The following is a 24,036-nucleotide window of genomic DNA, read 5'->3' as shown; positions in this document are numbered from 1 at the left end:
AAACCGGATATATTTCTCCACAAATCCCCAAAAACTAATCACAGGTCGATTATTCACTAAATAAACATAATCCTCACTTGGAAAACGTAATGCTTTTAGCAGAAAATTATAATCATTGTGGCGAGCTAGATTCTTCACCGAACCATTTAATAAACGAGAAAATAACAGTTGATCACCTTTTAAATTCAGATTTTGTGCTAAATTATCAGCCGGTTCACAACCTTTTGTTCAAACAGGCATAACTCTGCCAAATCTGAATCACGCTCTTCATCACTGCGGATATCCAAGAAATAATGAAATATTTACCATCAGGGTGATCAGCTCCAAAAGGAACATACCAATCTACCCGATTGCCCTGATCATTACGCTTTGGTATCGCTTAAATAATCAGCAAAACGGCGTCCTAATTTTAAACGAATGGTTTCATGTAACTGATAAGCTACCGCACAAACCGTCTGCCCGTCCTGATCAAGTACGGTAAAATCCTTAATGTCCCCACCGATTACCTGAGCCGTTTTGATATTGCATTGGTGACACTTGTGGCACAATGCCGTCAACTTGTCGATATGCGGGAATCTGAATTGAATCGCTTACGACAAAACCACGAAACGCAGTAGCATAATAATATCTCATAATTCATTGAAATGATTAAAAAAAATGACTACTGACCCTGACAAAGATATTGATGATATTTCCTTATAGTTTATGCAAATCGCTGTTTTGCTTCTGCAATGGCTTCGGCCACCCGCAATGGGGAAACGCCACCTTTCGCACAGCGTTTATCTAAACAAGATTGGAGCGAGAGAATATCGTACACATCATCACCCACTACATCACTAAATTGACGAAATTCCGGAATGGTAAGATCTTCCAAACCTTTTCCTTTTTCAATAGCATAAACCACGGTTTCACCCACAATATGATGAGAATCACGGAATGGCACGCCTTTCGCTACAAGATAATCTGCCAGTTCGGTAGCATTTGAATAGCCTTTCAAGGCGGCTTCACGAGTACGCTCGACATTCACTTTCAATTCATCTAACACGAAAGTTGCCATATCCACACAGTCTTGCCAAGTGTCTAAAGCGTCAAAAATCCCTTCTTTATCTTCTTGCATATCTTTGTTGTATGCCAGTGGCAAGCCTTTCAAGGTCATTAACATACCGGTTAAAGCCCCCATTACACGCCCTGCTTTACCGCGAATCAATTCGCAAGCATCCGGATTTTTCTTTTGAGGCATTAATGATGAACCTGATGTCACCCGATCGGATAATTCCACAAAATTCGCTTCTCCGCTATTGAAAATAATCATATCCTCAGCAAAACGGGAAAGATGCGCCATACTCAATGATGCGGTAGAAAGTAATTCCACAATGTGATCTCGGTCGGAAACACTGTCCAAACTATTACGGGTTGCAAATGCAAAACCTAAATCCTGTGCCAAAACGTCACGATCCACCGCATAAGCGGTTCCTGCCAATGCACCGCTACCAAGCGGACAAGTATTCATTCGTTTATATGCATCGGTTAAACGAGAGTAATCGCGATCAAACATTTCCACGTATGCCATACACCAATGTGCAAAAGTAATCGGCTGGGCTCGTTGCAAATGAGTATAACCCGGCATCACGGCTTCTTGCGTATTTTCTGCGGTTTGCACTAAATGACGTTGTAAATGACGAATCGATTCTTGTAGCTCAACCACACGTTGTTTACACCACATTTTAATATCAAGTGCGACTTGATCGTTACGACTACGACCGGTGTGCAATTTTTTACCGAGATTCCCCACTTTGTCGATAAGTTTACTTTCTACCCAACTATGAATATCTTCCGCTTCATCTTGTAAAATCGCCTGCGGATTCGACCGCACTGCAATAAGCAATTCATTTAAGGCTTGTTCAAGCTGTTGCTGCTCTTCAGATGTTAATACATTCACCTTAACCAAAGCCTTAGACCAACCGATTGACCCTTCAATATCCTGTTCCGCTAAACGATAGTCAAAACGTAATGAATCATTAAAATCTTTAAAACGCTTATCCGCAGCTTGTGTAAAGCGACCACCCCAAAGTGCCATAATTTATCCTCTATTTGTACTTTTAGCCGTATAAACCGACATATGTAACAGTTACACAAATCATCGTAGAGTCCCGTTAGGCGAAGCCGTAACACACCAACAAATGAAATGGTGCGTTACGCAAAGCTCAACGCACCCTACCCAATAAATATTGGATATAAAATTCTTTTTGTGCGACTAATACATAATACCCTATTAAATTATAATTAATTATTCCAATTTAATGCATATTTATGCATAAATCAATGAAATAGTTAAAAAAATAATACAATACAATAAACATTATTTATCAATCACGAAAATCCTTGAAAAAATACTGTTATTTTTGACCGCACTTTACCATAAAAACATTAATTTTTTTACAACAAAAACTAGACAGAATGACGTTTTGGTGATACCTTACGCGACGATTTTAGGGCAATTGCCCACCATTCAATAATTCAACTCTTATTAATCCCAACAATTAATTCATTATGCATTTAACAGAACTAAAAAATACACCCGTTTCCGATTTAGTGAGACTAGGTGAAGAGCAAATGGGCTTGGAAAATTTAGCACGTTTGCGCAAACAAGATATTGTCTTTGCAATTTTAAAACAACACGCTAAAAGCGGTGAAGACATTTTCGGTGGCGGCGTGTTGGAAATCTTACCGGATGGTTTTGGTTTTCTCCGTTCTGCCGATAGCTCCTATCTTGCAGGTCCTGATGACATTTACGTTTCTCCTAGCCAAATTCGCCGCTTCAATCTTCAAACCGGTGATAAAATTGAAGGTAAAATTCGCCCGCCTAAAGAAGGTGAACGCTATTTCGCATTATTGAAAGTCGATCAAGTCAATGACGATAAACCGGAAGTTTCTCGGAGTAAGATCTTATTTGAAAACTTAACGCCGTTGCACGCAAACTCTCGTTTAAGAATGGAGCGTGGTAACGGCTCGACAGAAGACTTAACGGCACGTATTTTGGATTTGGCTTCCCCTATTGGTAAAGGTCAACGTGGTTTGATTGTTGCACCGCCAAAAGCCGGTAAAACCATGCTGTTACAAAATATTGCACAAAGTATTACCCATAACTATCCGGAGTGCGAACTGATCGTCCTGCTCATTGATGAACGTCCGGAGGAAGTAACGGAAATGCAACGTTCGGTAAAAGGTGAAGTAATTGCCTCAACCTTTGATGAACCGGCAGCCCGCCACGTACAAGTTGCGGAAATGGTGATCGAAAAAGCAAAGCGTTCTGTGGAACACAAAAAAGATGTGGTGATTTTACTTGACTCAATTACCCGTTTGGCACGCGCTTACAATACGGTAACTCCGGCTTCAGGCAAGATTTTATCCGGTGGTGTGGATGCCAATGCTCTACACCGCCCAAAACGCTTCTTTGGTGCTGCACGTAATGTAGAAGAAGGCGGAAGTTTAACTATTATTGCAACCGCACTTGTCGATACCGGTTCAAAAATGGATGAAGTTATCTTTGAGGAATTTAAAGGAACCGGTAACATGGAACTTCATCTTTCCCGTAAAATTGCCGAAAAACGTGTGTTCCCTGCGATTGATTTCAACCGCTCCGGTACACGTAAGGAAGACTTGCTCACTTCACCTGATGAATTACAAAAAATGTGGATTCTTCGTAAAATCCTTAACCCGATGGGCGAAGTGGAAGCAATGGAATGGCTTATTGATAAACTCGGTGTGGCAAAAACCAACGAAGAGTTTTTTGAAATTATGAAAAGATCGTAAGATTTATTCAACATCAGAGGGAAAAAAGGGAAACTAAGGTTTCCTTTTCAAACGGCTAATAAACCCAGCTTTATTTTAATAAGGTGGGTTTATTTTTATTCTTTTGCTCTCCCAAAAAGTTAGACAAACTAGAAAGCGGTCGGAACTCAATATTATACCGGGCTCGAACCGTTTAATTTTAGTTGTATCCGTTCCTCATTATAATAATGAATATAATGTCTTACCGCTTGCGCAATCTCATCGGAATTGCCAAAATGTAAGTGTTTTTCTATTCTGTTTAATTAATCCGTCAATTTTTGCAGCCCAAAATGTCGATAAGTTTGTGATGTAGCTATACGCCCACGAGGTGTTCGTTGTAAGAAACCTTGCTGAATTAAATAAGGCTCTAATACGTCTTCAATCGTATCCCGTTCTTCCCCGATAGCTGCAGCAAGATTATCAAGCCCAACCGGTCCACCGTCAAATCGTTCGATCACTGCAGTCAGCAATTTACGATCTAAATAATCAAATCCCGCATTATCTACATCCAACATAGAAAGGGCTTGTTTAGCAATTTCTAAGGAAATGATCCCACCGTTACGCACATCGGCATAATCCCGTACTCGGCGTAATAAACGGTTTGCAATACGTGGCGTACCGCGTGAACGGCGCGCTATCTCAAAAGCACCTTTATTTTCTAATTCAAGATTCAAACAGTCTGCACTTCGTGCAACAATAGACGTTAAATCTTCCACGGAATAAAACTCTAAACGTTGCACGATACCGAAACGATCACGCAAAGGGGAAGTTAAAGAACCTGCCCGCGTTGTTGCGCCCACCAGTGTGAAAGGGGGTAAATCTAATTTTATAGAGCGCGCCGCCGGCCCTTCTCCGATCATAATATCCAGCTGATAATCTTCCATTGCCGGATAAAGCACTTCTTCAATCGCCGGAGAAAGACGATGAATTTCATCAATAAACAACACATCATGCGGTTCAAGATTAGTCAACATAGCCGCCAAATCACCCGCTTTTTCCAATACGGGACCGGATGTCGTACGAATATTCACCCCCATTTCGTTTGCAACAATGTTAGCGAGGGTTGTTTTTCCCAGCCCCGGCGGACCAAATATCAACAAATGATCCAGCGCATCTTGGCGCAATTTTGCCGCTTTAATGAAAATATCCATTTGTTCGCGTACTTGTGGCTGGCCCACATAATCCGTCAACAATTTAGGACGAATCGCTCGATCGATAATCTCTTCATCAAATTTTGCTTGACCACTGATAATTCTGTCGGATTCAATCATTTACCCACCTACAATGCCGCTTTTAATGCTTCTCGGATAAGCTGCTCACTGCTTAATTCCGGTTTTGCTACACGTTTTACCATTTTTTCTGCATCTGTTGCTTTATAGCCAAGTGCAATTAATGCGGCAATAGCTTCATCTCCCGCTCTTTCTTGATGCGAGACGACAGAAGAAGGTGATGGAATATGGGAACTTTCTACAAAGAAATCGCTTTGTTTTACACCTTTAAATTTACCTTTTAATTCCACCAATAAACGTTCTGCCGTTTTCTTACCAACTCCCGGAATTTTCGTCAACTTAGATAATTCTTCATGTTCAATGGCGTAAGCAAATTGCTCAACAGACATTGCCGATAAAATAGCAAGGGCTAACTTAGGCCCAACACCATTGGTTTTGATAAGTTCACGAAATAAAGTGCGGTCTGTTTTTTGTGAGAATCCAAATAAAAGATGCGCATCTTCACGTACAACAAGATGAGTAAATAAGGTGGTTTCCTGTCCAATCTCAGGCAAATTGTAGAAACTTGTCATTGGTAAAAGCAGCTCATAACCAATACCTTGCACATCAAGTAAAATTTCAGGCGGTTGTTTTTCTAATAAAATACCTTTTAAACGACCAATCATGACCTATCCATAAGCAGAAAATTTTACATAGCATAAAATAAAACTGGACACATATCCAGTTAAATTTTTAATCGGAAACGACCATGACTATATCTGGTTCTCAAAAGTGCGGTCATTTTTTCTGTTGTTTTTTGTGAATGTTGGGCAATATGTAAACTGTGTTGAAGAGAATGAGCGTGCGTAATGGCGATGGCTAGGGCATCAGCGGCATCAATTTGAGGCTTATCGGATAATTTTAATAACCGAGTAACCATTTCTTGTACTTGCATTTTATCGGCGGCTCCTGTTCCGACTACGGTTTGTTTAACTAAGCGTGCGGCATATTCAAATACAGGTAAATTGTGATTAACGGCAGCAACAATGGCTGTGCCTCGGGCTTGCCCAAGTTTTAGTGCAGAATCGGCATTTTTCGCCATAAATACCTGCTCAATGGCAAACATTTGGGGCTTAAATTGAATGATAATCTCGCTTACTCCCGCATAAATATGTTTTAAACGTGTCGGTAAATCATCAACAGCTGTACGGATCACGCCACTACCGAGATATTCCAATTGCTTCCCTTGCTGACGAATAACGCCATAACCTGTTAATCTTGAACCGGGATCAATACCTAAAATAATTGCCATTTTTTCTCATAAATTTTTGCTACAAAAAAGACGAGCCAGTCAATGCTGGCTCATATTTGTTTTGGTAAATGACTATTTTTTTGCAATAGAACAATTTCTGACTATGATACGGTCAGTTTCTTGACCTTTAACCGTAAACATCACAGGTTCTACACTCTTCACGTTTTTTGGCGTAACCGCACTTATTAGGGTCCAAACGTTTTTACCGTCAGTGAATTGAACGCCGTCAGTATATTTTTCATCTACAGGTAAATTTTTTGCTAATACTTTTTTACCTAAAGTAACGCTTGACGACTTCACATTATCGCCGTCAAAAAGATAAGTAGCTGAAACCGGTCGATTGGTTTTACCGTTTGAATCACAAAGATAAGCTACAGTTTGTGAGCTTTTGCCTGTTACGGTATTTTTTACTGCTTCTGCACTATCAACAACGGCAGAACCTGCAGCTTTTGCCCCATCACTAATTGCTGTTCCTGTCGCTTTCACACCATCAACAACGGTATTTCCAATGTCGGATGCGGTTGAACAAGCACCTAATACACTAGCGAATGCTAATGCTGCAAAAACTTTTGTTAACTTCATAAAAATTTCCTTCTTTAAGTTAAGCTGAGAAAAACTCAGTAACTGAGTCAAATAACAAACTAAAAAGTTTCGAACTTTACAAAAATTTACAATAAGGCTGCCACTTCATCACTGATTTCACCATTGTGATAAACGTTCTGCACATCATCACAATCCTCTAGCATTTCAATCAATCTCAGCAATTTCGGGGCAGTTTCAGCATCTAAATCCACAGTAGTGGAAGGAATCATCGTCACTTCGGCATTATCAATCTTAAAACCTGCCGCTTCAATACCATCACGCACCGCCCCTAACTCTTCCCAAGCGGTATAAATTTCAAAAGAGCCGTCTTCTTGTGGTTGAATATCATCCGCTCCGGCTTCAATCGCCGCCTCAGTTAACGCATCTTCATCAGCAGAAGCAATTAAGATCAAACCCTTTTTGCTAAATAAATAACCCACAGAACCTTCAGTCCCCAAATTACCGCCACATTTGGTAAAACTCGGACGAACTTGGGAAATAGTGCGGTTGGCGTTATCACTTAAACATTCCACCATTACCGCTGTACCACCAGGGCCATAACCCTCATAAACCTTGGTTTCCATATTGGTGTCATCACCACCGCCTACACCACGCTCAATTGCACGGTTAATGGTATCTCTTGTCATATTGCTGGATAAGGCTTTATCCACCGCCGCTCGTAAACGTGGGTTAGCCGACACATCCCCCCCGCCTAATTTGGCGGCAGTTACCAATTCACGAATGAGTTTGGTAAAAATTTTTCCCCGTTGGGCATCTTGCGCCGCTTTGCGGTGTTTAATATTAGCCCACTTACTATGACCTGCCATCGTAATACCTCTAAATTCAATCTATCTGTAAAAAACGCTTATTTATAGCGGAAATAAGGGAAAATTTCAATTTTTTTCATTTTTTGAAAAAAAGCATTATTTCTTTCGTCAATACTCTCGAATCCCCCTTTTCTCACCCAAAGTGCGGTCAAAAAAAGCAACGTTTTTTTAATATTCTATCAATGCGTTTTTATTTAGCCACTAATCATTTTGAAATTATTTTTCGTTTTGTAATCTCTTAGTAACGTCTAACTTGCGGAGGCTGATAATTCACAATAAATTGTTCGATTTCACTTAAGTTATCGGAAAATAAGATTTTTTGCCGATCTGCTAAAGTTAAGAAACCGCTTTTTACCATTTGATCGAACATTATTTTTAATGGTTCATAATAATCGTTTTGATTAAATAAAATGCAAGGGTTGGAATTTTGCCCTATCCTTGCCCATGAAATCACTTCACTAATTTCCTCTAATGTGCCGGGACCACCTGCCAAAGCAATATAAACTTGCCCTAATTCAATCATCATTTTTTTGCGTTCGCTCATTGAATCAACCGTGATTAATTGGGTTAAACCTTGATGGGCTAATTCTCGCTCGGCTAAAAAAGTCGGTATAATACCGATGACATCGCCACCTTGAGATAATACCGTATCCGCCACCACGCCCATTAAACCGGCTCCTCCTCCACCATAAATCAATTTATGATGATTGCCGGCAATCCATTTTCCAATTTTCACCGCTGCAGCTTGATAAATAGGATCATTCCCTAGGTTTGCACCGCAATAAACTGTAACATTCATCTTTCCTTCCTTTGTTTTTGTTCACCTTTGAATGTGTTTTTTCATCATTCTATCTTGCTACTTATAAGAATAAAATCGCTTTTCCTTTTAGCTTTAAACCAAACCCCATTAGATCATTTAGTTATATCAAATAAATTTAAATTCGTTGTTTATTATAAAAATAGTTTTATGCTAAAAACATTTTCATTAACCACATTTTATTTTAACAAAACATAGGACACGATTATGACAACTTTTCAAATTCACACTATTGACTCCGCTCCAGCCGCCGCTCAAGAAGCGTTAAAAGCGGTTAAACAAACAAACGGCTTTATCCCAAATTTAATCGGCGTGCTGGCTAATGCCCCAACGGCATTAGAAACCTATCGCACCGTAGGGGGGATTAACGGTCGCAATAGCCTGACTCCCGAAGAGCGTGAAGTGGTACAAATTACCGCTGCGGTCGTTAATGGCTGTGGCTTTTGCGTGGCAGGGCATACTAAAATTTCATTGAAATTACTTAATATGCCGGAAGATGTTGTCAATGCTATCCGAGCCACCGCTCGCATTGAGGCGGATCCAAAATTAGATACGTTGGCTCGTTTTACCTTGGCCGTTATTTTACAGAAAGCCAAATTAACCGAAGCACAGTTATCGGAATTTTTCAAGGCAGGCTATAACCAACAAAATGCCATTGATGTGATTTTAGGAGTGAGCCTCGCAACCCTTTGTAACTATGTGAATAATATTGCTGAAACACCGATTAACCCAGAGTTACAACCTTTTGCGTAATCTGATAATGCAAATTTTCATCTAAAGGCAACCGCTTGTGTTGCCGATTTATGCCAATATCAAGAGGTAACACATAATGACAACACAACATCTTACCCCTGATTTAGTGAAATGGCTCACAACACACGCTAATTCACTCGATCAATCTACTGAATATGCCGATCAATTACTTCCCCAATTAGTAGCAGGAGGCGTATTTAAACACGGAATTCCAACGCAATTAGGCGGCAATGGCAACCCTTTACAATCTGCTATTGATGCCATTACCGAAGTGGCTCGCTACTCACTAACTGCCGCTTTTTGTGCGTGGGGCCATCGCACTTTAATCGAAAACCTACGTTTAAGCCAAAGCCCCTTGCATCAACGCCTTGTACCAGAATTATTAGCAGGAGAACGAGCCGGTGGCACAGGGCTATCCAATGCGGTCAAATTCCTCTCCGGCATTGAGGAATTAAACGTCAGAATTACCGAAAAAGCGGGGAAATATTACCTTAATGGGACTTTGCCTTGGATTACTAACCTAAGCAGTGAAAAATTTGCGATTATTTTTGCAGCGGACTTCCAAGACGAACCAAATCGCCCCGCTTTAATTCTTGCTATTCCTTCTGAAGCGGGCTTAGAACGTTTGCCTGAATTGCCGCTAGTCGCCTTGAAAGGTAGCCACACTCACCCTGTGCGATTAGACAACCTTGAATTAAATAAAGAATGGATCATCAGCGATAATGCCCAAGCCTATCTTGCGGAAATTCGCCCTGCTTTTCTCGGATTACAATTTGGAATGGCGTTTGGTTTAGCTCAAAAATCCCTAAATGAAGTGGAAAATAGCTTCCAATATCACAGCAGTCGCAATGTACTCAAAGCAGAATGGGAACAAGCTAAACAAGAACTCACTCGCATTGAACAAGCGCTTGCTCAAGGTTTGGCAAACCAACAATTTATCACCGAGCCAAAATCCCTATTTCAACTCCGCATTGATATTGTCAATGTGGTGGCAAGCAGTATTTTGCTCGAGTTACAAGCAGGTGGGGGGCGAGGCTATTTAGAAAATACAGGCTCCGATTTTATCCGCCGTTGGCGAGAAATGGCTTTCCTGCCCATTGTAACCCCAAGTGCGGTACAGCTACGGACGATTTTAAATCAGCCTTAACTCAAATAAATGCCTATGCGGACGATTTAACGTCCGCTTTTTCTCAAAAATAAGGAAATTAATTCTAAATAGGCAATATAGGGGGGGAATATATTAATTGCTGCGATGTTAGCAGGCAGATAACAATATTATCACTTTCCATTACCGGCGGAGATTGAAAAATATTTGCCATAGCTTTACCTATCGTTTTCGCAATATATATTGACTAATGACCTCGGAATTATTAGGCGATTTTGTCAAGTTAATCGCCTCAAGGGGCGGAAGCCAACGGTAACTTAAATGCTCGCTTAATTGTGGAATTTGCTCCCTCTCCAACGGCAACAAAAACCAATGTTCACGACAATGGGTAACATTTGGAGCATATTTGTAACGAAAATGCGGAAAAATCTCAAATTCAACCACTTGTTGGCAATCAAAAAGTGCGGTCGATTTTAGCCCGGTTTCTTCCCTCACTTCCCGCACTGCCGCTTGATATGGAGTCTCCCCCTTCTCAATTGAGCCCGTTACCGACTGCCAAAAATCAGGATCATCTTTACGTTGCAACATTAAAACACGCCCGGTGGACTGAGCGTAGATGACAACGAGAATGGCGTTAGGATTTTTGAATGGCATTGCGATAATCAAAAAGAGATAAAAATGAAAATGGGCATAAACGCCCATTTATCTCAAAGTGCGGTCATTATTCCGCTAGTTTTTTTACTTCAATCCCCAACTCCGCCAGCGCCTGCAGGTTCGCATAGCTTGGTGCTTCTGTCATTAAACAGGCGGCTGCGGTAGTTTTCGGGAAGGCGATGACATCACGGATATTCTCGGTGCCGGTTAGCAACATCGTCAAACGGTCTAAACCGAACGCAAGTCCTGCGTGCGGTGGTGTGCCGAATTTTAGTGCGTCTAACAAGAAACCGAATTTTTCACGTTGTTGTTCTTCATCAATACCTAAAATACGGAATACGGTTTGTTGCATTTTCGGGTCGAAAATACGCACAGAGCCGCCACCCACTTCATAACCATTAATTACCATATCGTAAGCATTAGCAACAGCAGCTGTCGGATCGGCTTCTAACTGTTCCGGAGTGAAATCTTTGGGTGAGGTGAACGGATGATGCATAGCAGCAAGATTGCCTTCATCATCACGCTCAAACATTGGAAAGTCGATCACCCAAAGCGGTTGCCATTCGTCTAAACGGGTTAAACCTAAATCACGGCCGAGTTTCAAACGTAACGCTCCCATTGCATCGGTTGCGATTTGCCATTTATCCGCACCAAAGAAAAGAATATCGCCGGTTTGTGCGCCAACACGTTCCAATAAGGATTTTAGCACCTCTTCATTTAAGAACTTCGCAATTGGGCTTTGTACACCTTCAAGGCCGATATTTACATCATTGACTTTTAACCAAGCCAACCCTTTCGCACCGTAAATGCCGACAAATTGCGTGTATTCATCAATTTGTTTACGGGTAATTTCATTGCCGTTCGGCACACGAATCACTGTGACACGACCATTCGGATCATTTGCCGGACCTTGGAATACTTTAAAATCCACGTCTTTTACAATATCCGCCACATCGACCATTTCTAACGGATTACGCAAATCCGGTTTATCCGAGCCGAAACGGCGCATTGCTTCTTGCCAAGTCATGACCGGGAATTTGCCAAGATCCACCCCAATAGTATCCAACCACAAGCCGTGCACCATACGCTCCATAATTTCACGCACTTCCGATGCCGTTAAGAATGATGTTTCAACATCGATTTGAGTAAATTCGGGCTGGCGGTCGGCACGCAAGTCTTCATCACGGAAACATTTTACGATTTGGTAGTAACGGTCAAAGCCCGCCATCATTAGAAGCTGTTTGAAAAGCTGTGGCGATTGCGGCAAGGCGTAAAATTTGCCTTTATGTACACGGCTTGGCACAAGATAATCCCTCGCCCCTTCTGGGGTGGCTTTGGTAAGCATTGGCGTTTCAATATCTAAAAAACCGTGTTCGTCCATAAAACGGCGTACAAAACTGGTAATTTTGGCTCGAGTTTTGAGACGTTCTGCCATTTCAGGACGGCGTAAATCCAAGTAGCGATATTTCAAACGCTGTTCTTCAGTATTATTTTGGTTGAAGTCAAGCGGTAGCACGTCAGAAGAATTGTAAATACTTAATGATTTTGCCAATACTTCCACTTCACCGGTTGCCATATTTTTATTAATTTGATTTTCAGGGCGAGCGATCACTTCACCTTTAATTTGAATACAAAATTCATTACGTAACCCCGCAGCAGCCGTTAAAGCTTCTTGATATTTCGGATCAAAACACACTTGAACAATGCCTTCGCGATCGCGCATATCAATAAAAATCAAACCGCCTAAATCACGGCGACGATGCACCCAGCCGCTTAGTGTTACTTCTTGTCCTATGTTGCTACGGTTTAACGCACCGCAATAATGTGTACGCATCATATTTATTCCTTCTAACATTCTGTAAAAATAGAAAATATTGCCGAATTATACGGAAAAAGCACTATGTTTTAAATCAGAAACGGAAATTTATTTGACCCGTTGAAAACTTTCCCTAAAATAACCGCACTTTTTAACTATTTTCTAACTAGATTGATGTTTCACGTACTCAATTCCCCCTTCCGTTCGAGCGTGAGATATTCATCATCCTATATTAGATGTAATGTAACTTATGAAAGATACCATTTTCTCAGCCCCTATCGAAAAACTGGGTGATTTCACTTTTGATGAAAACGTTGCCGAAGTATTCCCCGATATGATCCAACGCTCCGTACCCGGTTACTCCAATATCATCACGGCAATCGGTATGCTTGCCGAACGTTTTGTGACGGCAAACAGCAATGTATATGACCTCGGTTGTTCACGCGGTGCGGCAACCCTTTCTGCCCGTAGAAATATTCATCAGCCCAACGTAAAAATTATCGGTATTGATAACTCCCTACCTATGGTGGAACGTTGCCGTCAACATATTGCGGCTTACCACAGTAATGTTCCGGTCGAAATTTTATGTGACGATATTCGCCATATCGAAATAAAAAATGCCTCCATGGTGATTTTGAATTTCACGTTGCAATTTTTACCACCGGAAGATCGCATTGCATTGCTTGAAAAAATCTACCAAGGCTTAAATCCAAAGGGTGTATTGGTGCTTTCGGAAAAATTCCGTTTTGAAGATGAAAAAGTGGATAATTTGTTGATTGATTTACACCATCAATTTAAACGTGCCAACGGCTACAGTGAATTGGAAGTGAGTCAGAAACGTACAGCACTTGAAAATGTAATGCGTACCGATTCAATCAAAACGCACAAAGATCGGCTACAAAATGTAGGATTCTCGCAAGTAGAATTATGGTTTCAATGTTTTAATTTCGGTTCAATGATCGCCGTAAAATAAATAAACAAAGTGCGGTCATAAAATCGAGAATTTTTTTGACCGCACTTCTATTCAAGAATAAGATTATTTCACTACACTCGGTTTATGGAATAACGTAAAGGCAATAAATAGGAACCCTAAGAAGCAAGAGACGATTAAGGCATAAAATCCGCCGTCCCAACCGAATAAGTCCACTAATTTGCCCATTACATAACCTGCACCGGCAGAACCTAATAAATAGCCGAACAAACCCGTTAATCCCGTTGCCGTTCCGGTTGCGACACGAGGGACTAAATCCGCCGCCTGCAAGCCTATCATCATCACCGGACCATAGATTAAAAAACCAATGGCAATCAAACAAATATTATCCACCAATGGGTTACCGGCCGGATTTTTCCAATATACGACAATCGCAATAAGTACACCGATGAGGAATAATAACATTGGTGGTGCACGGTGCCCTTTGAAGACTTTATCACTTAAATAACCACTGGCTAACATACCAAAAATACCGGCATACTCGTATAAAAAATACGCCCAGCTTTGTTTATCGACTGAAAAATGTTTCACCTCTTTTAAGTAGGTTGGTGCCCAATCAATAATCCCATAACGGATAAAATAAACAAACACGTTTGCAATCGCAATCGCCCATAAGAATTTATTATTGATAATATATTTTTTGAAAATATCTTTGGAAGAAAGTGTATGTGCGGACTCGGTATGTTGCACCACTTTTTCACCTTTCCATTCATCAACCGGAGGCAAGCCTTGGGATTCCGGGGTATCACGCATAAGCCAAAACATAATGAAAGCTAATAGGATCGCAATTAACGCCGGTAAATAAAACAAGGATTGCCAAGTCCCGAAAATCGCTAAACCAAGGATCGCCAAGGGACCAATTAAACCGCCGCCAAGATTATGAGACACATTCCACCAACTCCACCAAACACCACGCTCAGACACGGAGAACCAATTTGTCATCGTTTTTGCCCCCGGCGGATACCCCATACCTTGGAACCAGCCATTGAATGCGGCTAAGATGATCATTAACGGAATAGACGATAACACGCCCGGTACTAAACCGAAGATTAAACTCACGGCAGCAGAACCTAATAACCCAAGAGTAATAAAATATTTTGGGTTGCTACGGTCAGAGACGTTGCCCATAATAAATTTACTAAAACCATAAGCCAGCGATAACGCCACACCTACTGTACCTAAATCAGCTTTGGTAAACCCATACTCATCAATTAAATAAGGAATCGCAAGAGAAAAATTTTTGCGGATAAGATAATAGGCGGCATACCCGATGAACACGCCGGCAAATACTTGCCAACGTAATTTTTTATACTCTACGTCAGTTCTGGCACGATCAATCCGTGGAGCCGGCGGAGAGGCTTTCAAAAATGAAAACATATGAACCTCCGTTAATAGACTTAAAGACTTGTATCACCGCAAAAAAGTAATTTACGCCTAATACCCGGAAAAATTTATCAGAGATAAATTAAGACTACAATATAATCAAATCAGCATTTTAAGTAACATTGTTTTAAATCAAGAAATAGAGATTCTTTATGATTGGTGATTGTTTTTTCAATCCAATGCCATTCCCAATACAAAGAATCAATGTAGTAATGCGTTACTGATTTATGATTCAATTTATGGCATAATTCTCGCAAATGTTTATTTAAAAATAAGGACAAACCAATGCGAATTTTACATACTATGTTACGCGTAGGCGATTTGGATCGTTCAATTAAATTTTATCAAGATATATTAGGAATGCGCTTATTACGCACCAGTGAAAATCCGGAGTATAAATATTCGCTGGCGTTTTTAGGTTATGACGATGAAGATAAATCATCGGTAATAGAACTCACCTACAACTGGGATGTAAATGAATATGATCTTGGTACGGCTTATGGTCATATTGCAATTGGTGTCGATGATATTGTCGCGACTTGTGAAGCCGTACGAGCAAACGGCGGTAAAGTCACCCGTGAACCGGGCCCGGTGAAAGGTGGTACCACTGTCATTGCTTTCGTAGAAGATCCGGACGGTTACAAAATCGAATTTATTGAAAACAAAAGCGCAAAAGCCGGTCTTGGCAATTCATAAGTGCGGTCACAAAATCTTTAGATTTTGAACGTTGGCTTTGCCAACGATGCCGTGAGCCATAACAATCGCTCAAAGCGATTGCGTATAATTTTTTATCGTGTTTTCATAACGTGGGTTCACCACCTACGTTATTTTTATTTTCTGAAGGATAACCTATGTCCGATACTCAAGAAATTTCTTATCATAATCAATTAAAAAATCGCTTTCGAGGTTATTTCCCTGTCATCATTGATGTCGAAACCGCAGGGTTTGATGCGAAAAAAGATGCGTTATTAGAACTAGCGGCGATCACATTAAAAATGGATGAAAACGGATATTTACACCCCGATCAAAAATGTCATTTCCATATTGAGCCTTTTGAAGGTGCAAATATTAATCCGGATTCCTTGAAATTTAACGGCATTGATATTCACAACCCTCTACGCGGTGCCGTGTCAGAATTAAATGCGATAACGGAATTATTTCAAATGGTACGCCGCGGGCAAAAAAATGCGGATTGCCAACGATCAATCATCGTGGCACATAACGCCACTTTCGACCAAAGTTTTTTAATGGCTGCGGCTGAACGCACCGGTGTAAAACGTAATCCGTTTCACCCTTTCGGAATGTTTGATACGGCAAGTCTTGCGGGCTTAATGTTCGGGCAAACCGTTCTTGTGAAAGCCTGTCAAGCCGCCAAAATTCCTTTTGACGGAAAACAGGCTCATTCCGCTTTGTATGATACGGAGCGTACCGCCGAATTATTCTGTTATATGGTAAATCATCTGAAAGATTTGGGCGGATTTCCTCATACCGTATCGGAAATTGAAAACGAAAAAACAAATGAAAAAACAACCGCACTTTAATTTTTTTAAAAAGAGGTTGCAATCGTCTTCGTTTTCCAGTAGTTTAAAAACCAATTCTTAATTGGAGATTTAAATATGTCTATTATCCGTCACTATCATCACCATTTAACTGAATAATCTTTCAGGTTTTTGGTGTGCTTGGAAGATTTCTTCCGAGCAGACAGGATAACAAAATCTTACCCCTCGGGAGACAGCTTTCGAGGGGTTTCTTTTATCACAACAACCTAAGGAATTTTAACTATGCGACATTACCAAATTAAATATAGCGAATTCAATCAAAATGAATATAAGCAACAATGCAATAGAAATTTTTAAATTTAATTCACTTTAAAACCAAACTTTAATACTTCTATTATTTATAAGGAAAAACACAATGTTATCAAACCCCGTTGTTATCTCGATCATTGTATTGCTGGCATTAAGTTTGCTACGCATCAATGTGGTTATCGCACTCGTTATCGCAGCACTTACCGCCGGATTATATGGTGATCTCGGCTTAAGCAAAACTATCGAAACCTTTACCGGCGGCTTAGGTGGCGGTGCAGAGGTTGCGATGAACTATGCAATGTTAGGCGCATTTGCCATCGCTATTTCTAAATCGGGGATTACCGATTTACTCGCCTATAAAATCATTACGAAAATGAATCGAACCCCAACAACCAATAACCTCGCATGGTTTAAATATTTACTTTTTGGCGTATTGGTTCTGTTTTCTATTTCATCTCAAAATCTACTCCCTGTACACATCGCATTCATTCCGATTGTCGTACCACCGCTTCTTTCTATCTTTAATCGCTTAAAAATCGATCGCCGTGCTGTCGCTTGTGTACTTACATTCGGTTTAACCGCAACTTATATGCTCCTGCCTGTGGGGTTCGGAAAAATCTTTATCGAAAGCATCTTAGTAAAAAATATTAACCAAGCGGGTAGTACCTTAGGATTACAAACCGATGTATCACAGGTCTCTCTTGCGATGTTACTCCCTGTGGTCGGTATGATTTTAGGCTTATTAACCGCCGTATTTATTACCTATCGCAAACCACGCGAATATAATGTCATGGCTGAAGAACCGACAACGAGAGAAATTGAAGCTCATATTGCCAATATTCAACCGAAACAAATTACCGCAAGTTTGATTGCCATTATCGTCACTTTTGCGACCCAGCTTTTCACCAGTTCAACAATTATCGGCGGCTTGGTCGGCTTAATCATCTTCGCCGTATTCGGTATTTTCAGACTCAAAGAAAGTAACGATATTTTCCAACAAGGCTTACGCCTGATGGCGATGATTGGTTTTGTTATGATCGCCGCTTCAGGTTTTGCGAATGTCATCAATGCAACCACCGGTGTTACCGATTTAGTACAAAGTCTTAGCAATGGCGCAATTCAAAGTAAAGGCATTGCCGCTTTCTTGATGTTACTTGTAGGCTTGTTAATTACGATGGGGATTGGCTCTTCATTCTCAACTGTGCCGATTATCACGTCAATCTATGTACCGCTTTGCTTGTCTTTCGGATTTTCTCCATTAGCAACAGTTTCGATTATCGGCGTAGCCGCGGCATTAGGTGATGCAGGTTCACCGGCTTCCGATTCAACATTAGGACCGACATCAGGCTTAAATATTGACGGTAAACACGACCACATTTGGGATTCTGTCGTTCCGACCTTTATTCACTATAATATTCCTTTGATTATCTTTGGCTGGATTGCAGCAATGTACCTTTAGCGATTATAATCCCCCGTCATTGGGGGATTTTTATGAGCATTCAACAACTCATCAAGACATTAGAGCAAAAAGTACAACAACTTCATCAAACTTATTCGGCTCAGCACGAAGAAAAAATCTTCGTAAAATTTGACCGCACTTTATTTAGTGAAAACGGACAAACTACCGCTTTTTATCTAAACGAAATTAAACAAACATTAACAAAAATTAAATTTCTCAATTCTAATGATGTTAATCATTATGTTTTTATTACCGAGCTTTTATTGAAACAATGTACCGCATTGTCGGAGGCATTAAATCGAAAAAGCAAACCTTTGATCTTACAAAAGCAACAAAAACCAACACCGATAAAAAAAACACAACACGAAATCCATAAACTTCCGCCACGCGAACGTTTAGAAAAATATTATGAGGCGCTTGAACAATTAAACCGTTTGTATCAACAACAACGGGATCTTGCCCACACGGAATCCCATGTGGAAAAACAAAAGAAAGCCTTGCAACTTGCTGCGCAGTACAAACAACGACGCCAAAAATGCCAAGAAGCCATTGACTTACTAGAAGAATATTTAGCCTTTAAAGAAGAACAAGAAAACAGAAATAATCAGGAAAAATAAAATACTAAAAAAGCAAAAATCCCCTAATTTTTCAATTAAGGGATTTTTTAAATTTGATGGCGGAGGAAGTGAGATTCGAACTCACGGAGGGCGTAAACCCTCGCCGGTTTTCAAGACCGGTGCCTTCAACCACTCGACCATTCCTCCGTGATTTAAGCGGGGTGAATGATACGTTTTTTACCAAACTCCGTCAAGTATAAAAATCCATATTTTTATCAAGTGATTAATTTTAGCTCAATTCAAAGATAAAAAAATTGGTGCATTATTTTGCACCAATTTCTCATTATTCTGATTTTGCTTTTGTTGGCTCAGAATACACATGACTAATTGCACTATGATGCCCTGCAGCGCCTTTACCGTAGAAGTAATAGCGTGATTCATTCCACTCTACAATAGGAAAAGGTTTTGCCATTTCATCACCTGCTTTTGCAAGCGTCATTTCGGATTTCGTATGAGTTACGGAAGAAATCGTCCCCAAACGCCCCTTGAACTCATAAGTGCGGACAAATTCCGTTGTATTTTTCATCTCAACATTTTCACTTTGTTGAGCCTCAGCAACCTCATTTTTTCCGTTCTCTGCATTAAGACGTTCCAATGACTCTTGGACTTTTTTCTGTACGGATTCATTTGCCGGTTGAATGATGAAATCTAAAGCAGGTTTCACTTCCACCGGATTGTTTTGAACCACGATTCCTGTCGCAGGCGTAATAAAACCTTTTTTGGTTTTCTCTTGTTCCAGTAATTCATCCACTGATAAGAAATGATTTTCTTTCGGTGTATTCACCACAGAATGATCCACCCATACTTTACCGCTTGCCAATTCCGGCGAAACGACGGCAGCAAATAACGGCATCGGTGATTTAATCTCTTGACGGCGGCGACGCTGACTATTCGCAACACGTAAATGACGCGGGGTACGGCGTTGGCGTTCCTGACGAGGTTGTTTTTCTTCCACTATTTCGACAGGTGTAGCAGCTTCAGCCGGAATATTAACTTCAGCCGGAGTAACGGTCGAAGCAGCTTCGATCACATCGGAACTATTCTCTATTTTGCGAATATCTACCGCAGCATTTTCATCAACACGTACTCGTTTACGCAAATCGCGACGTTGACGACGTTGAGGCACTTGCTCTGTTTTTTCCTCTTGAACTTCGGAATCAGAAACAGAGGCAAAATTAACCGCACTTTCGTTCAATGTTTCATCTACGACATTGTTCCGGCGGGAACGGCGTTGATTACGCTCACGTGTCGGACGCACTTGCTCTTCTTCCGCTTTTTCCACATCACTTATATTTTCCGTTCTGGCACGGCGGGAAGCATTACGGCGATCTTGTGTACGGCGTTGGTTGCGGTTAGAACGGTTATTGCGATGATTTTTTGTTTTTTCTTCCTTCGGCTTGGCAGTAAACAACGCTTTAATTTTTGCGATGATTTTTGCCAATAGCGATGGTTCATCCGATTTACGTTCCATCGGTATTGGCGCCGCTTCAGAAATAGAAAGGGATACAGCCGCACTTTCGATTGCAGGCTGTTCACCCCCTACCGGATTGTCTGCCTGACGGGCAATTGTTGACTCCTCGTCAATTTCATCTTGCGCACAGTGAATTTTCGCTAAGTTGTAACTTAACTCGTTCACCTCTTCGCCATCACGCAAACGGAATACGCTAAAATGCGGTGTTTCCATTGCTTCGTTTGGCGCAACGATCACATCTACATTATGGCGTTTCTCTATGCTGCTAATGGCTCTACGTTTTTCATTTAACAGATAAGAGGCAATTTGTACCGGCACAATAGTATGCACTTGTTTGGTATTTTCTTTCAGTGCCTCTTCTTCGATTAAACGCAAAATCGATAGGGAAAGCGATTCGTTATCACGTACTTTTCCGGTACCCTGACAACGAGGACAAATGTGATGCGATGATTCTCCTAAAGACGGGCTTAAACGCTGACGTGACATTTCTAGGAGACCAAAGCGTGAAATACGGCTAATTTGAATACGTGCGCGATCTTGGCGTACCGCATCACGAATACGATTTTCAACTTCACGTTGATGACGAATCGGTGTCATATCAATAAAATCAATGACAACCAAACCGCCCAAATCACGCAAACGTAATTGGCGGGCAATTTCATCAGCTGCTTCAAGGTTGGTATTCAGCGCCGTTTCTTCAATATCACCGCCACGGGTTGAACGAGCGGAATTAATATCAATTGCGGTTAAGGCCTCTGTCACATCAATTACAATTGAACCACCTGACGGTAAACGTACTTCGCGTTGAAAAGCCGATTCAATTTGTGATTCAATTTGATAATGACTAAAAAGCGGTACTTCCCCTTGATATAGTTTCACACGATTAATAAAATCAGGGCGAACAAGTTTTATATGCGCTTTTGCTTTTTCAAAAATTTTCGGACTATCGATTAAGATTTCGCCAATGTCGCGACGTAAATAATCACGAATAGCGCGCACAATCACATCACTTTCTTGGTGAATAAGGAAAGGAGCCGGGCGACTTTGAGAGGCTTGCTTAATTGCTTCCCAATGATGCAACAGCACTTTCAAATCCCATTGCAATTCTTCCGGTGATTTACCTACACCGGCAGTACGCACGATGAGCCCCACGCCTTCCGGCACTTCCAAAGAACTTAGTGCTTCTTTTAATTCGGTACGTTCATCACCTTCAATACGGCGGGAAATACCGCCTGCGCGCGGATTATTCGGCATAATCACCAAATAACTGCCGGCAAGAGAAACAAAGGTTGTCAATGCTGCGCCCTTATTACCCCGTTCCTCTTTATTCACTTGAACGATAACTTCTTGTCCTTCGGTTAAAATATCGCGAATATTCGGGCGACCTTGGAATACGTAATCTGCCGGAAAATATTCACGTGCAATCTCTTTTAACGGTAAAAAACCGTGACGCTCTGCGCCGTAATCTACAAAAGCCGCTTCTAAACTAGGTTCAACCCGGGTAATTTTCCCTTTGTAGATATTCGCTTTTTTCTGTTCATGACCCGGATTTTCAATATCCAAATCAAAAAGGCGTTGTCCATCGACAAGCGCCACGCGCAACTCTTCTTTTTGAGTTGCGTTGATTAACATTCTTTTCATTGTCAATTCTCTTATTAAATTAAAAACTACCTTAAAATAAACCGCACTTTGCTTCGTCATCGACCTCGTGTTTCTCGCGCCAGTCAATCTCACGATTGTATGTTGCTGGGTGCATTGATAACGTTATAAAACGATAAATAAACGGTTGTGTAATAAAACAACACGATATTTCGCACGTGTTGCAAGCGGTCGGTTTATTTCAAAAAGAAAAATGTTGATTATCAATGTCTTATGCCGATTGCCGCATTGAGTTTCCACCAACAAAGTTTGTCAATTAGAAGTGCAAAAATTTATGCACAAAAAGACGCTCTATTATCCATAGAAACCGACAAATTAGCAAGGCGATTATTACCCTCGCAATCGCTTTTATGATATGATTCGCGCCGATTTTCAAAGGATAAAAGCATGATGAAACAAAAAGAAAAAGTCATCAATTCGGCGGTAAAACAGCTGACAATCAGTGAAGATGAAGCAGGCCAACGCATTGATAATTATTTATTGGCAAAACTGAAAGGGGTACCGAAAAGTTTGATTTATCGTATTGTGCGAAAAGGCGAAGTACGCGTGAATAAAGGACGTATTAAGCCGGAATATAAATTACAGGCAGGCGATGTTGTACGCATACCGCCTGTTCGCATATCGGAAAAAAATGACACGCCCGTTTCTAAAAATTTAAATAAAGTCGCCGCACTTGAAAACCAAATCCTATTTGAAGATGATTGTTTGATCGTTTTAAATAAACCTTCAGGCATTGCCGTGCATGGCGGCAGCGGCTTAAATTTCGGTGTGATTGAAGCATTGCGTGCATTACGCCCCGAAGCCCGTTTTTTAGAATTGGTACATCGTTTGGATCGTGATACATCGGGAATTTTACTAATTGCGAAAAAACGCTCTGCGTTACGTCATCTGCATGAGCAACTACGATTAAAAACCGTACAAAAAGATTACTTAGCTTTGGTTCGGGGACAATGGCAATCTCATGTAAAAGTGATACAAGCGCCACTATTAAAAAATGAGCTTTCCGGAGGCGAACGCATTGTACGTGTGAGTGAGCAGGGTAAGCCCTCCGAAACCCGTTTTTCTATTGAAGAACGTTATCCTAACGCCACCTTGGTCAAGGCTTCTCCGGTAACAGGTCGTACTCACCAAATCCGTGTACACGCCCAGTATGCCGCTCATCCTATCGCTTTAGACGATAAATACGGTGATAAAGATTTTGATACACAGATGCAAACCTTGGGCTTAAATCGCTTGTTCTTACATGCCTGTTCAATTCGTTTTGAACACCCGAAAACAGGGGAAACGCTCCGTTTCAATGCCCAACTTGATGAAAAAATGAAGGCGATATTGAAAAAGTTACGAGAAAGCAAAAGCAAATAGACAAATTCTATGTTTATTGCTATATTTGAACACAGAACAGAAATAATACGTTTCTGTCATATTTTTCGTAAACACGACAACCCAAAGGATAGCAAAATGGCTAAAGGACAATCTTTACAAGATCCTTATTTGAATGCTCTACGTCGCGAGCGTATTCCAGTGTCGATTTATCTCGTGAACGGGATCAAATTACAAGGTCAAATCGAATCGTTCGATCAATTCGTGATTTTATTGAAGAACACCGTAAACCAAATGGTGTATAAACACGCCATTTCTACTGTGGTTCCTGCGCGTTCTGTATCCCATCACAATAATCATCACAATGCTCAAGCGGCAACAGAGGTGGCGGAAGAAACCGAAGCCCAAAGCGAATAATCCGTT

At 40.9% G+C, this 24,036-nt stretch carries 22 protein-coding genes, 1 tRNA gene, 2 pseudogenes and 1 other annotated feature; of the genes and pseudogenes, 10 read left to right on the top strand and 15 right to left on the bottom strand.

Annotated features, from left to right (window positions below):
* Positions 1–362: 362 nt before the first annotated feature.
* Both HEMROJRC1_RS08270 and argH read right to left on the bottom strand, forming a co-directional pair.
* Entirely contained in the window at positions 363–557 is a 195-nt protein-coding gene (locus HEMROJRC1_RS08270) for a hypothetical protein (RefSeq protein WP_226692468.1), read from the bottom strand.
* Positions 558–703: 146 nt separating this feature from the next.
* Positions 704–2,077, bottom strand: a complete 1,374-nt coding sequence (gene argH / locus HEMROJRC1_RS08265) for an argininosuccinate lyase (protein ID WP_226692467.1) — start codon at positions 2,075–2,077, stop codon at positions 704–706.
* A gap of 473 nt (positions 2,078–2,550) precedes the next feature.
* Between argH and rho the strand changes: the two genes are divergently transcribed.
* Positions 2,551–3,813 (top strand): transcription termination factor Rho, encoded by a 1,263-nt coding sequence (gene rho, locus HEMROJRC1_RS08260; RefSeq protein WP_226692466.1) that lies wholly within the window; start codon positions 2,551–2,553, stop codon positions 3,811–3,813.
* A gap of 152 nt (positions 3,814–3,965) precedes the next feature.
* On the opposite strand, the gene HEMROJRC1_RS10930 is transcribed toward rho, so the two are convergent.
* From HEMROJRC1_RS10930 to HEMROJRC1_RS08225, 7 genes are all read right to left on the bottom strand, one after another.
* Positions 3,966–4,085: an IS3 family transposase gene (locus HEMROJRC1_RS10930; protein WP_226692961.1), complete on the bottom strand. Its 120-nt coding sequence runs from the start codon at positions 4,083–4,085 to the stop codon at positions 3,966–3,968.
* A 9-nt stretch (positions 4,086–4,094) separates the two neighbouring features.
* Positions 4,095–5,102, bottom strand: coding sequence for a Holliday junction branch migration DNA helicase RuvB (ruvB, locus tag HEMROJRC1_RS08250; RefSeq protein WP_226692465.1), 1,008 nt, complete (start codon positions 5,100–5,102; stop codon positions 4,095–4,097).
* An 8-nt stretch (positions 5,103–5,110) separates the two neighbouring features.
* Positions 5,111–5,725: a Holliday junction branch migration protein RuvA gene (gene ruvA, locus HEMROJRC1_RS08245; protein ID WP_226692464.1), complete on the bottom strand. Its 615-nt coding sequence runs from the start codon at positions 5,723–5,725 to the stop codon at positions 5,111–5,113.
* A gap of 59 nt (positions 5,726–5,784) precedes the next feature.
* Positions 5,785–6,351: a crossover junction endodeoxyribonuclease RuvC gene (ruvC, locus tag HEMROJRC1_RS08240; RefSeq protein ID WP_226692463.1), complete on the bottom strand. Its 567-nt coding sequence runs from the start codon at positions 6,349–6,351 to the stop codon at positions 5,785–5,787.
* 72 nt (positions 6,352–6,423) lie between these two features.
* Positions 6,424–6,933, bottom strand: a complete 510-nt coding sequence (locus HEMROJRC1_RS08235; RefSeq protein WP_226692462.1) for a Holliday junction resolvase — start codon at positions 6,931–6,933, stop codon at positions 6,424–6,426.
* An 86-nt stretch (positions 6,934–7,019) separates the two neighbouring features.
* Positions 7,020–7,760: a YebC/PmpR family DNA-binding transcriptional regulator gene (locus tag HEMROJRC1_RS08230; RefSeq protein WP_226692461.1), complete on the bottom strand. Its 741-nt coding sequence runs from the start codon at positions 7,758–7,760 to the stop codon at positions 7,020–7,022.
* 238 nt (positions 7,761–7,998) lie between these two features.
* Entirely contained in the window at positions 7,999–8,559 is a 561-nt protein-coding gene (locus HEMROJRC1_RS08225) for a TIGR00730 family Rossman fold protein (protein ID WP_226692460.1), read from the bottom strand.
* 225 nt (positions 8,560–8,784) lie between these two features.
* Here HEMROJRC1_RS08225 and HEMROJRC1_RS08220 point away from each other — a divergent pair, with 225 nt between their 5' ends.
* Together HEMROJRC1_RS08220 and HEMROJRC1_RS08215 are read left to right on the top strand one after the other, a co-directional pair.
* The gene (locus HEMROJRC1_RS08220; protein ID WP_226692459.1) at positions 8,785–9,330 is read left to right on the top strand and encodes a carboxymuconolactone decarboxylase family protein; all 546 of its coding nucleotides are present in this window, start codon (positions 8,785–8,787) and stop codon (positions 9,328–9,330) included.
* A gap of 76 nt (positions 9,331–9,406) precedes the next feature.
* The gene (locus HEMROJRC1_RS08215; protein WP_226692458.1) at positions 9,407–10,477 is read left to right on the top strand and encodes an acyl-CoA dehydrogenase family protein; all 1,071 of its coding nucleotides are present in this window, start codon (positions 9,407–9,409) and stop codon (positions 10,475–10,477) included.
* Positions 10,478–10,657: 180 nt separating this feature from the next.
* Here the strand turns inward: HEMROJRC1_RS08215 and nudB are convergent, their stop codons facing one another.
* Positions 10,658–11,089 (bottom strand): dihydroneopterin triphosphate diphosphatase, encoded by a 432-nt coding sequence (gene nudB, locus HEMROJRC1_RS08210; protein ID WP_226692960.1) that lies wholly within the window; start codon positions 11,087–11,089, stop codon positions 10,658–10,660.
* A gap of 67 nt (positions 11,090–11,156) precedes the next feature.
* The gene (aspS, locus tag HEMROJRC1_RS08205) at positions 11,157–12,926 is read right to left on the bottom strand and encodes an aspartate--tRNA ligase (protein WP_226692457.1); all 1,770 of its coding nucleotides are present in this window, start codon (positions 12,924–12,926) and stop codon (positions 11,157–11,159) included.
* Between the two features lie 229 nt (positions 12,927–13,155).
* Between aspS and cmoA the strand changes: the two genes are divergently transcribed.
* On the top strand, positions 13,156–13,878 hold the full coding sequence (gene cmoA / locus HEMROJRC1_RS08200) for a carboxy-S-adenosyl-L-methionine synthase CmoA (protein ID WP_226692456.1): 723 nt from the start codon (positions 13,156–13,158) through the stop codon (positions 13,876–13,878).
* A 63-nt stretch (positions 13,879–13,941) separates the two neighbouring features.
* Here cmoA and pgtP read toward each other — a convergent pair whose 3' ends face one another.
* The gene (gene pgtP, locus HEMROJRC1_RS08195) at positions 13,942–15,273 is read right to left on the bottom strand and encodes a phosphoglycerate transporter protein PgtP (protein ID WP_226692455.1); all 1,332 of its coding nucleotides are present in this window, start codon (positions 15,271–15,273) and stop codon (positions 13,942–13,944) included.
* Positions 15,274–15,564: 291 nt separating this feature from the next.
* Here pgtP and gloA point away from each other — a divergent pair, with 291 nt between their 5' ends.
* The 4 genes from gloA to priC all read left to right on the top strand — a co-directional run bounded on the left by gloA (position 15,565) and on the right by priC (position 19,163).
* Positions 15,565–15,975: a lactoylglutathione lyase gene (gene gloA, locus HEMROJRC1_RS08190; protein WP_226692454.1), complete on the top strand. Its 411-nt coding sequence runs from the start codon at positions 15,565–15,567 to the stop codon at positions 15,973–15,975.
* A 155-nt stretch (positions 15,976–16,130) separates the two neighbouring features.
* Entirely contained in the window at positions 16,131–16,820 is a 690-nt protein-coding gene (gene rnt, locus HEMROJRC1_RS08185) for a ribonuclease T (RefSeq protein WP_226692453.1), read from the top strand.
* A gap of 92 nt (positions 16,821–16,912) precedes the next feature.
* Positions 16,913–17,032, top strand: a sequence feature (His leader region).
* Positions 17,033–17,193: 161 nt separating this feature from the next.
* The gene (locus HEMROJRC1_RS08180; protein WP_226692452.1) at positions 17,194–18,546 is read left to right on the top strand and encodes a Na+/H+ antiporter family protein; all 1,353 of its coding nucleotides are present in this window, start codon (positions 17,194–17,196) and stop codon (positions 18,544–18,546) included.
* A gap of 32 nt (positions 18,547–18,578) precedes the next feature.
* On the top strand, positions 18,579–19,163 hold the full coding sequence (gene priC, locus HEMROJRC1_RS08175) for a primosomal replication protein PriC (protein ID WP_226692451.1): 585 nt from the start codon (positions 18,579–18,581) through the stop codon (positions 19,161–19,163).
* Positions 19,164–19,220: 57 nt separating this feature from the next.
* On the opposite strand, the gene HEMROJRC1_RS08170 is transcribed toward priC, so the two are convergent.
* The 3 genes and pseudogenes from HEMROJRC1_RS08170 to rne all read right to left on the bottom strand — a co-directional run.
* Positions 19,221–19,310, bottom strand: a tRNA-Ser gene (locus tag HEMROJRC1_RS08170).
* 136 nt (positions 19,311–19,446) lie between these two features.
* Positions 19,447–20,103: pseudogene (locus HEMROJRC1_RS10925) on the bottom strand (ribonuclease E); the annotation flags it as partial.
* A gap of 128 nt (positions 20,104–20,231) precedes the next feature.
* Positions 20,232–22,275: pseudogene (rne, locus tag HEMROJRC1_RS08165) on the bottom strand (ribonuclease E); the annotation flags it as partial.
* Positions 22,276–22,680: 405 nt separating this feature from the next.
* Between rne and rluC the strand changes: the two are divergent.
* Positions 22,681–23,655 (top strand): 23S rRNA pseudouridine(955/2504/2580) synthase RluC, encoded by a 975-nt coding sequence (gene rluC / locus HEMROJRC1_RS08160; RefSeq protein WP_226692449.1) that lies wholly within the window; start codon positions 22,681–22,683, stop codon positions 23,653–23,655.
* Positions 23,656–23,751: 96 nt separating this feature from the next.
* A complete protein-coding gene (gene hfq, locus HEMROJRC1_RS08155; RefSeq protein ID WP_226692448.1) occupies positions 23,752–24,030 on the top strand; it encodes an RNA chaperone Hfq in 279 nt (92 codons plus the stop codon).
* Positions 24,031–24,036: the final 6 nt, after the last annotated feature.

This window comes from Rodentibacter sp. JRC1 (assembly GCF_020521555.1).
GTDB lineage: Bacteria > Pseudomonadota > Gammaproteobacteria > Enterobacterales > Pasteurellaceae > Rodentibacter > Rodentibacter abscessus.
The sequence above is the reverse complement of the archived record's forward strand: the minus strand, read 5'-3'. Positions and strand labels throughout refer to the sequence as shown.

Coding starts and splice junctions, on each gene's coding strand:
- hfq (WP_226692448.1), top strand. CDS start 23,752: ATGGCTAAAGGACAATCTTTACAAGATCCTTATTTGAATGCTCTACGT.
- nudB (WP_226692960.1), bottom strand. CDS start 11,089: ATGCCATTCAAAAATCCTAACGCCATTCTCGTTGTCATCTACGCTCAG.
- priC (WP_226692451.1), top strand. CDS start 18,579: ATGAGCATTCAACAACTCATCAAGACATTAGAGCAAAAAGTACAACAA.
- rluC (WP_226692449.1), top strand. CDS start 22,681: ATGATGAAACAAAAAGAAAAAGTCATCAATTCGGCGGTAAAACAGCTG.
- gloA (WP_226692454.1), top strand. CDS start 15,565: ATGCGAATTTTACATACTATGTTACGCGTAGGCGATTTGGATCGTTCA.
- rho (WP_226692466.1), top strand. CDS start 2,551: ATGCATTTAACAGAACTAAAAAATACACCCGTTTCCGATTTAGTGAGA.
- ruvB (WP_226692465.1), bottom strand. CDS start 5,102: ATGATTGAATCCGACAGAATTATCAGTGGTCAAGCAAAATTTGATGAA.
- HEMROJRC1_RS08235 (WP_226692462.1), bottom strand. CDS start 6,933: ATGAAGTTAACAAAAGTTTTTGCAGCATTAGCATTCGCTAGTGTATTA.
- HEMROJRC1_RS08220 (WP_226692459.1), top strand. CDS start 8,785: ATGACAACTTTTCAAATTCACACTATTGACTCCGCTCCAGCCGCCGCT.
- HEMROJRC1_RS08230 (WP_226692461.1), bottom strand. CDS start 7,760: ATGGCAGGTCATAGTAAGTGGGCTAATATTAAACACCGCAAAGCGGCG.
- pgtP (WP_226692455.1), bottom strand. CDS start 15,273: ATGTTTTCATTTTTGAAAGCCTCTCCGCCGGCTCCACGGATTGATCGT.
- argH (WP_226692467.1), bottom strand. CDS start 2,077: ATGGCACTTTGGGGTGGTCGCTTTACACAAGCTGCGGATAAGCGTTTT.
- cmoA (WP_226692456.1), top strand. CDS start 13,156: ATGAAAGATACCATTTTCTCAGCCCCTATCGAAAAACTGGGTGATTTC.
- HEMROJRC1_RS08180 (WP_226692452.1), top strand. CDS start 17,194: ATGTTATCAAACCCCGTTGTTATCTCGATCATTGTATTGCTGGCATTA.
- HEMROJRC1_RS08225 (WP_226692460.1), bottom strand. CDS start 8,559: ATGAATGTTACAGTTTATTGCGGTGCAAACCTAGGGAATGATCCTATT.
- aspS (WP_226692457.1), bottom strand. CDS start 12,926: ATGATGCGTACACATTATTGCGGTGCGTTAAACCGTAGCAACATAGGA.
- HEMROJRC1_RS08215 (WP_226692458.1), top strand. CDS start 9,407: ATGACAACACAACATCTTACCCCTGATTTAGTGAAATGGCTCACAACA.
- ruvA (WP_226692464.1), bottom strand. CDS start 5,725: ATGATTGGTCGTTTAAAAGGTATTTTATTAGAAAAACAACCGCCTGAA.
- ruvC (WP_226692463.1), bottom strand. CDS start 6,351: ATGGCAATTATTTTAGGTATTGATCCCGGTTCAAGATTAACAGGTTAT.
- rnt (WP_226692453.1), top strand. CDS start 16,131: ATGTCCGATACTCAAGAAATTTCTTATCATAATCAATTAAAAAATCGC.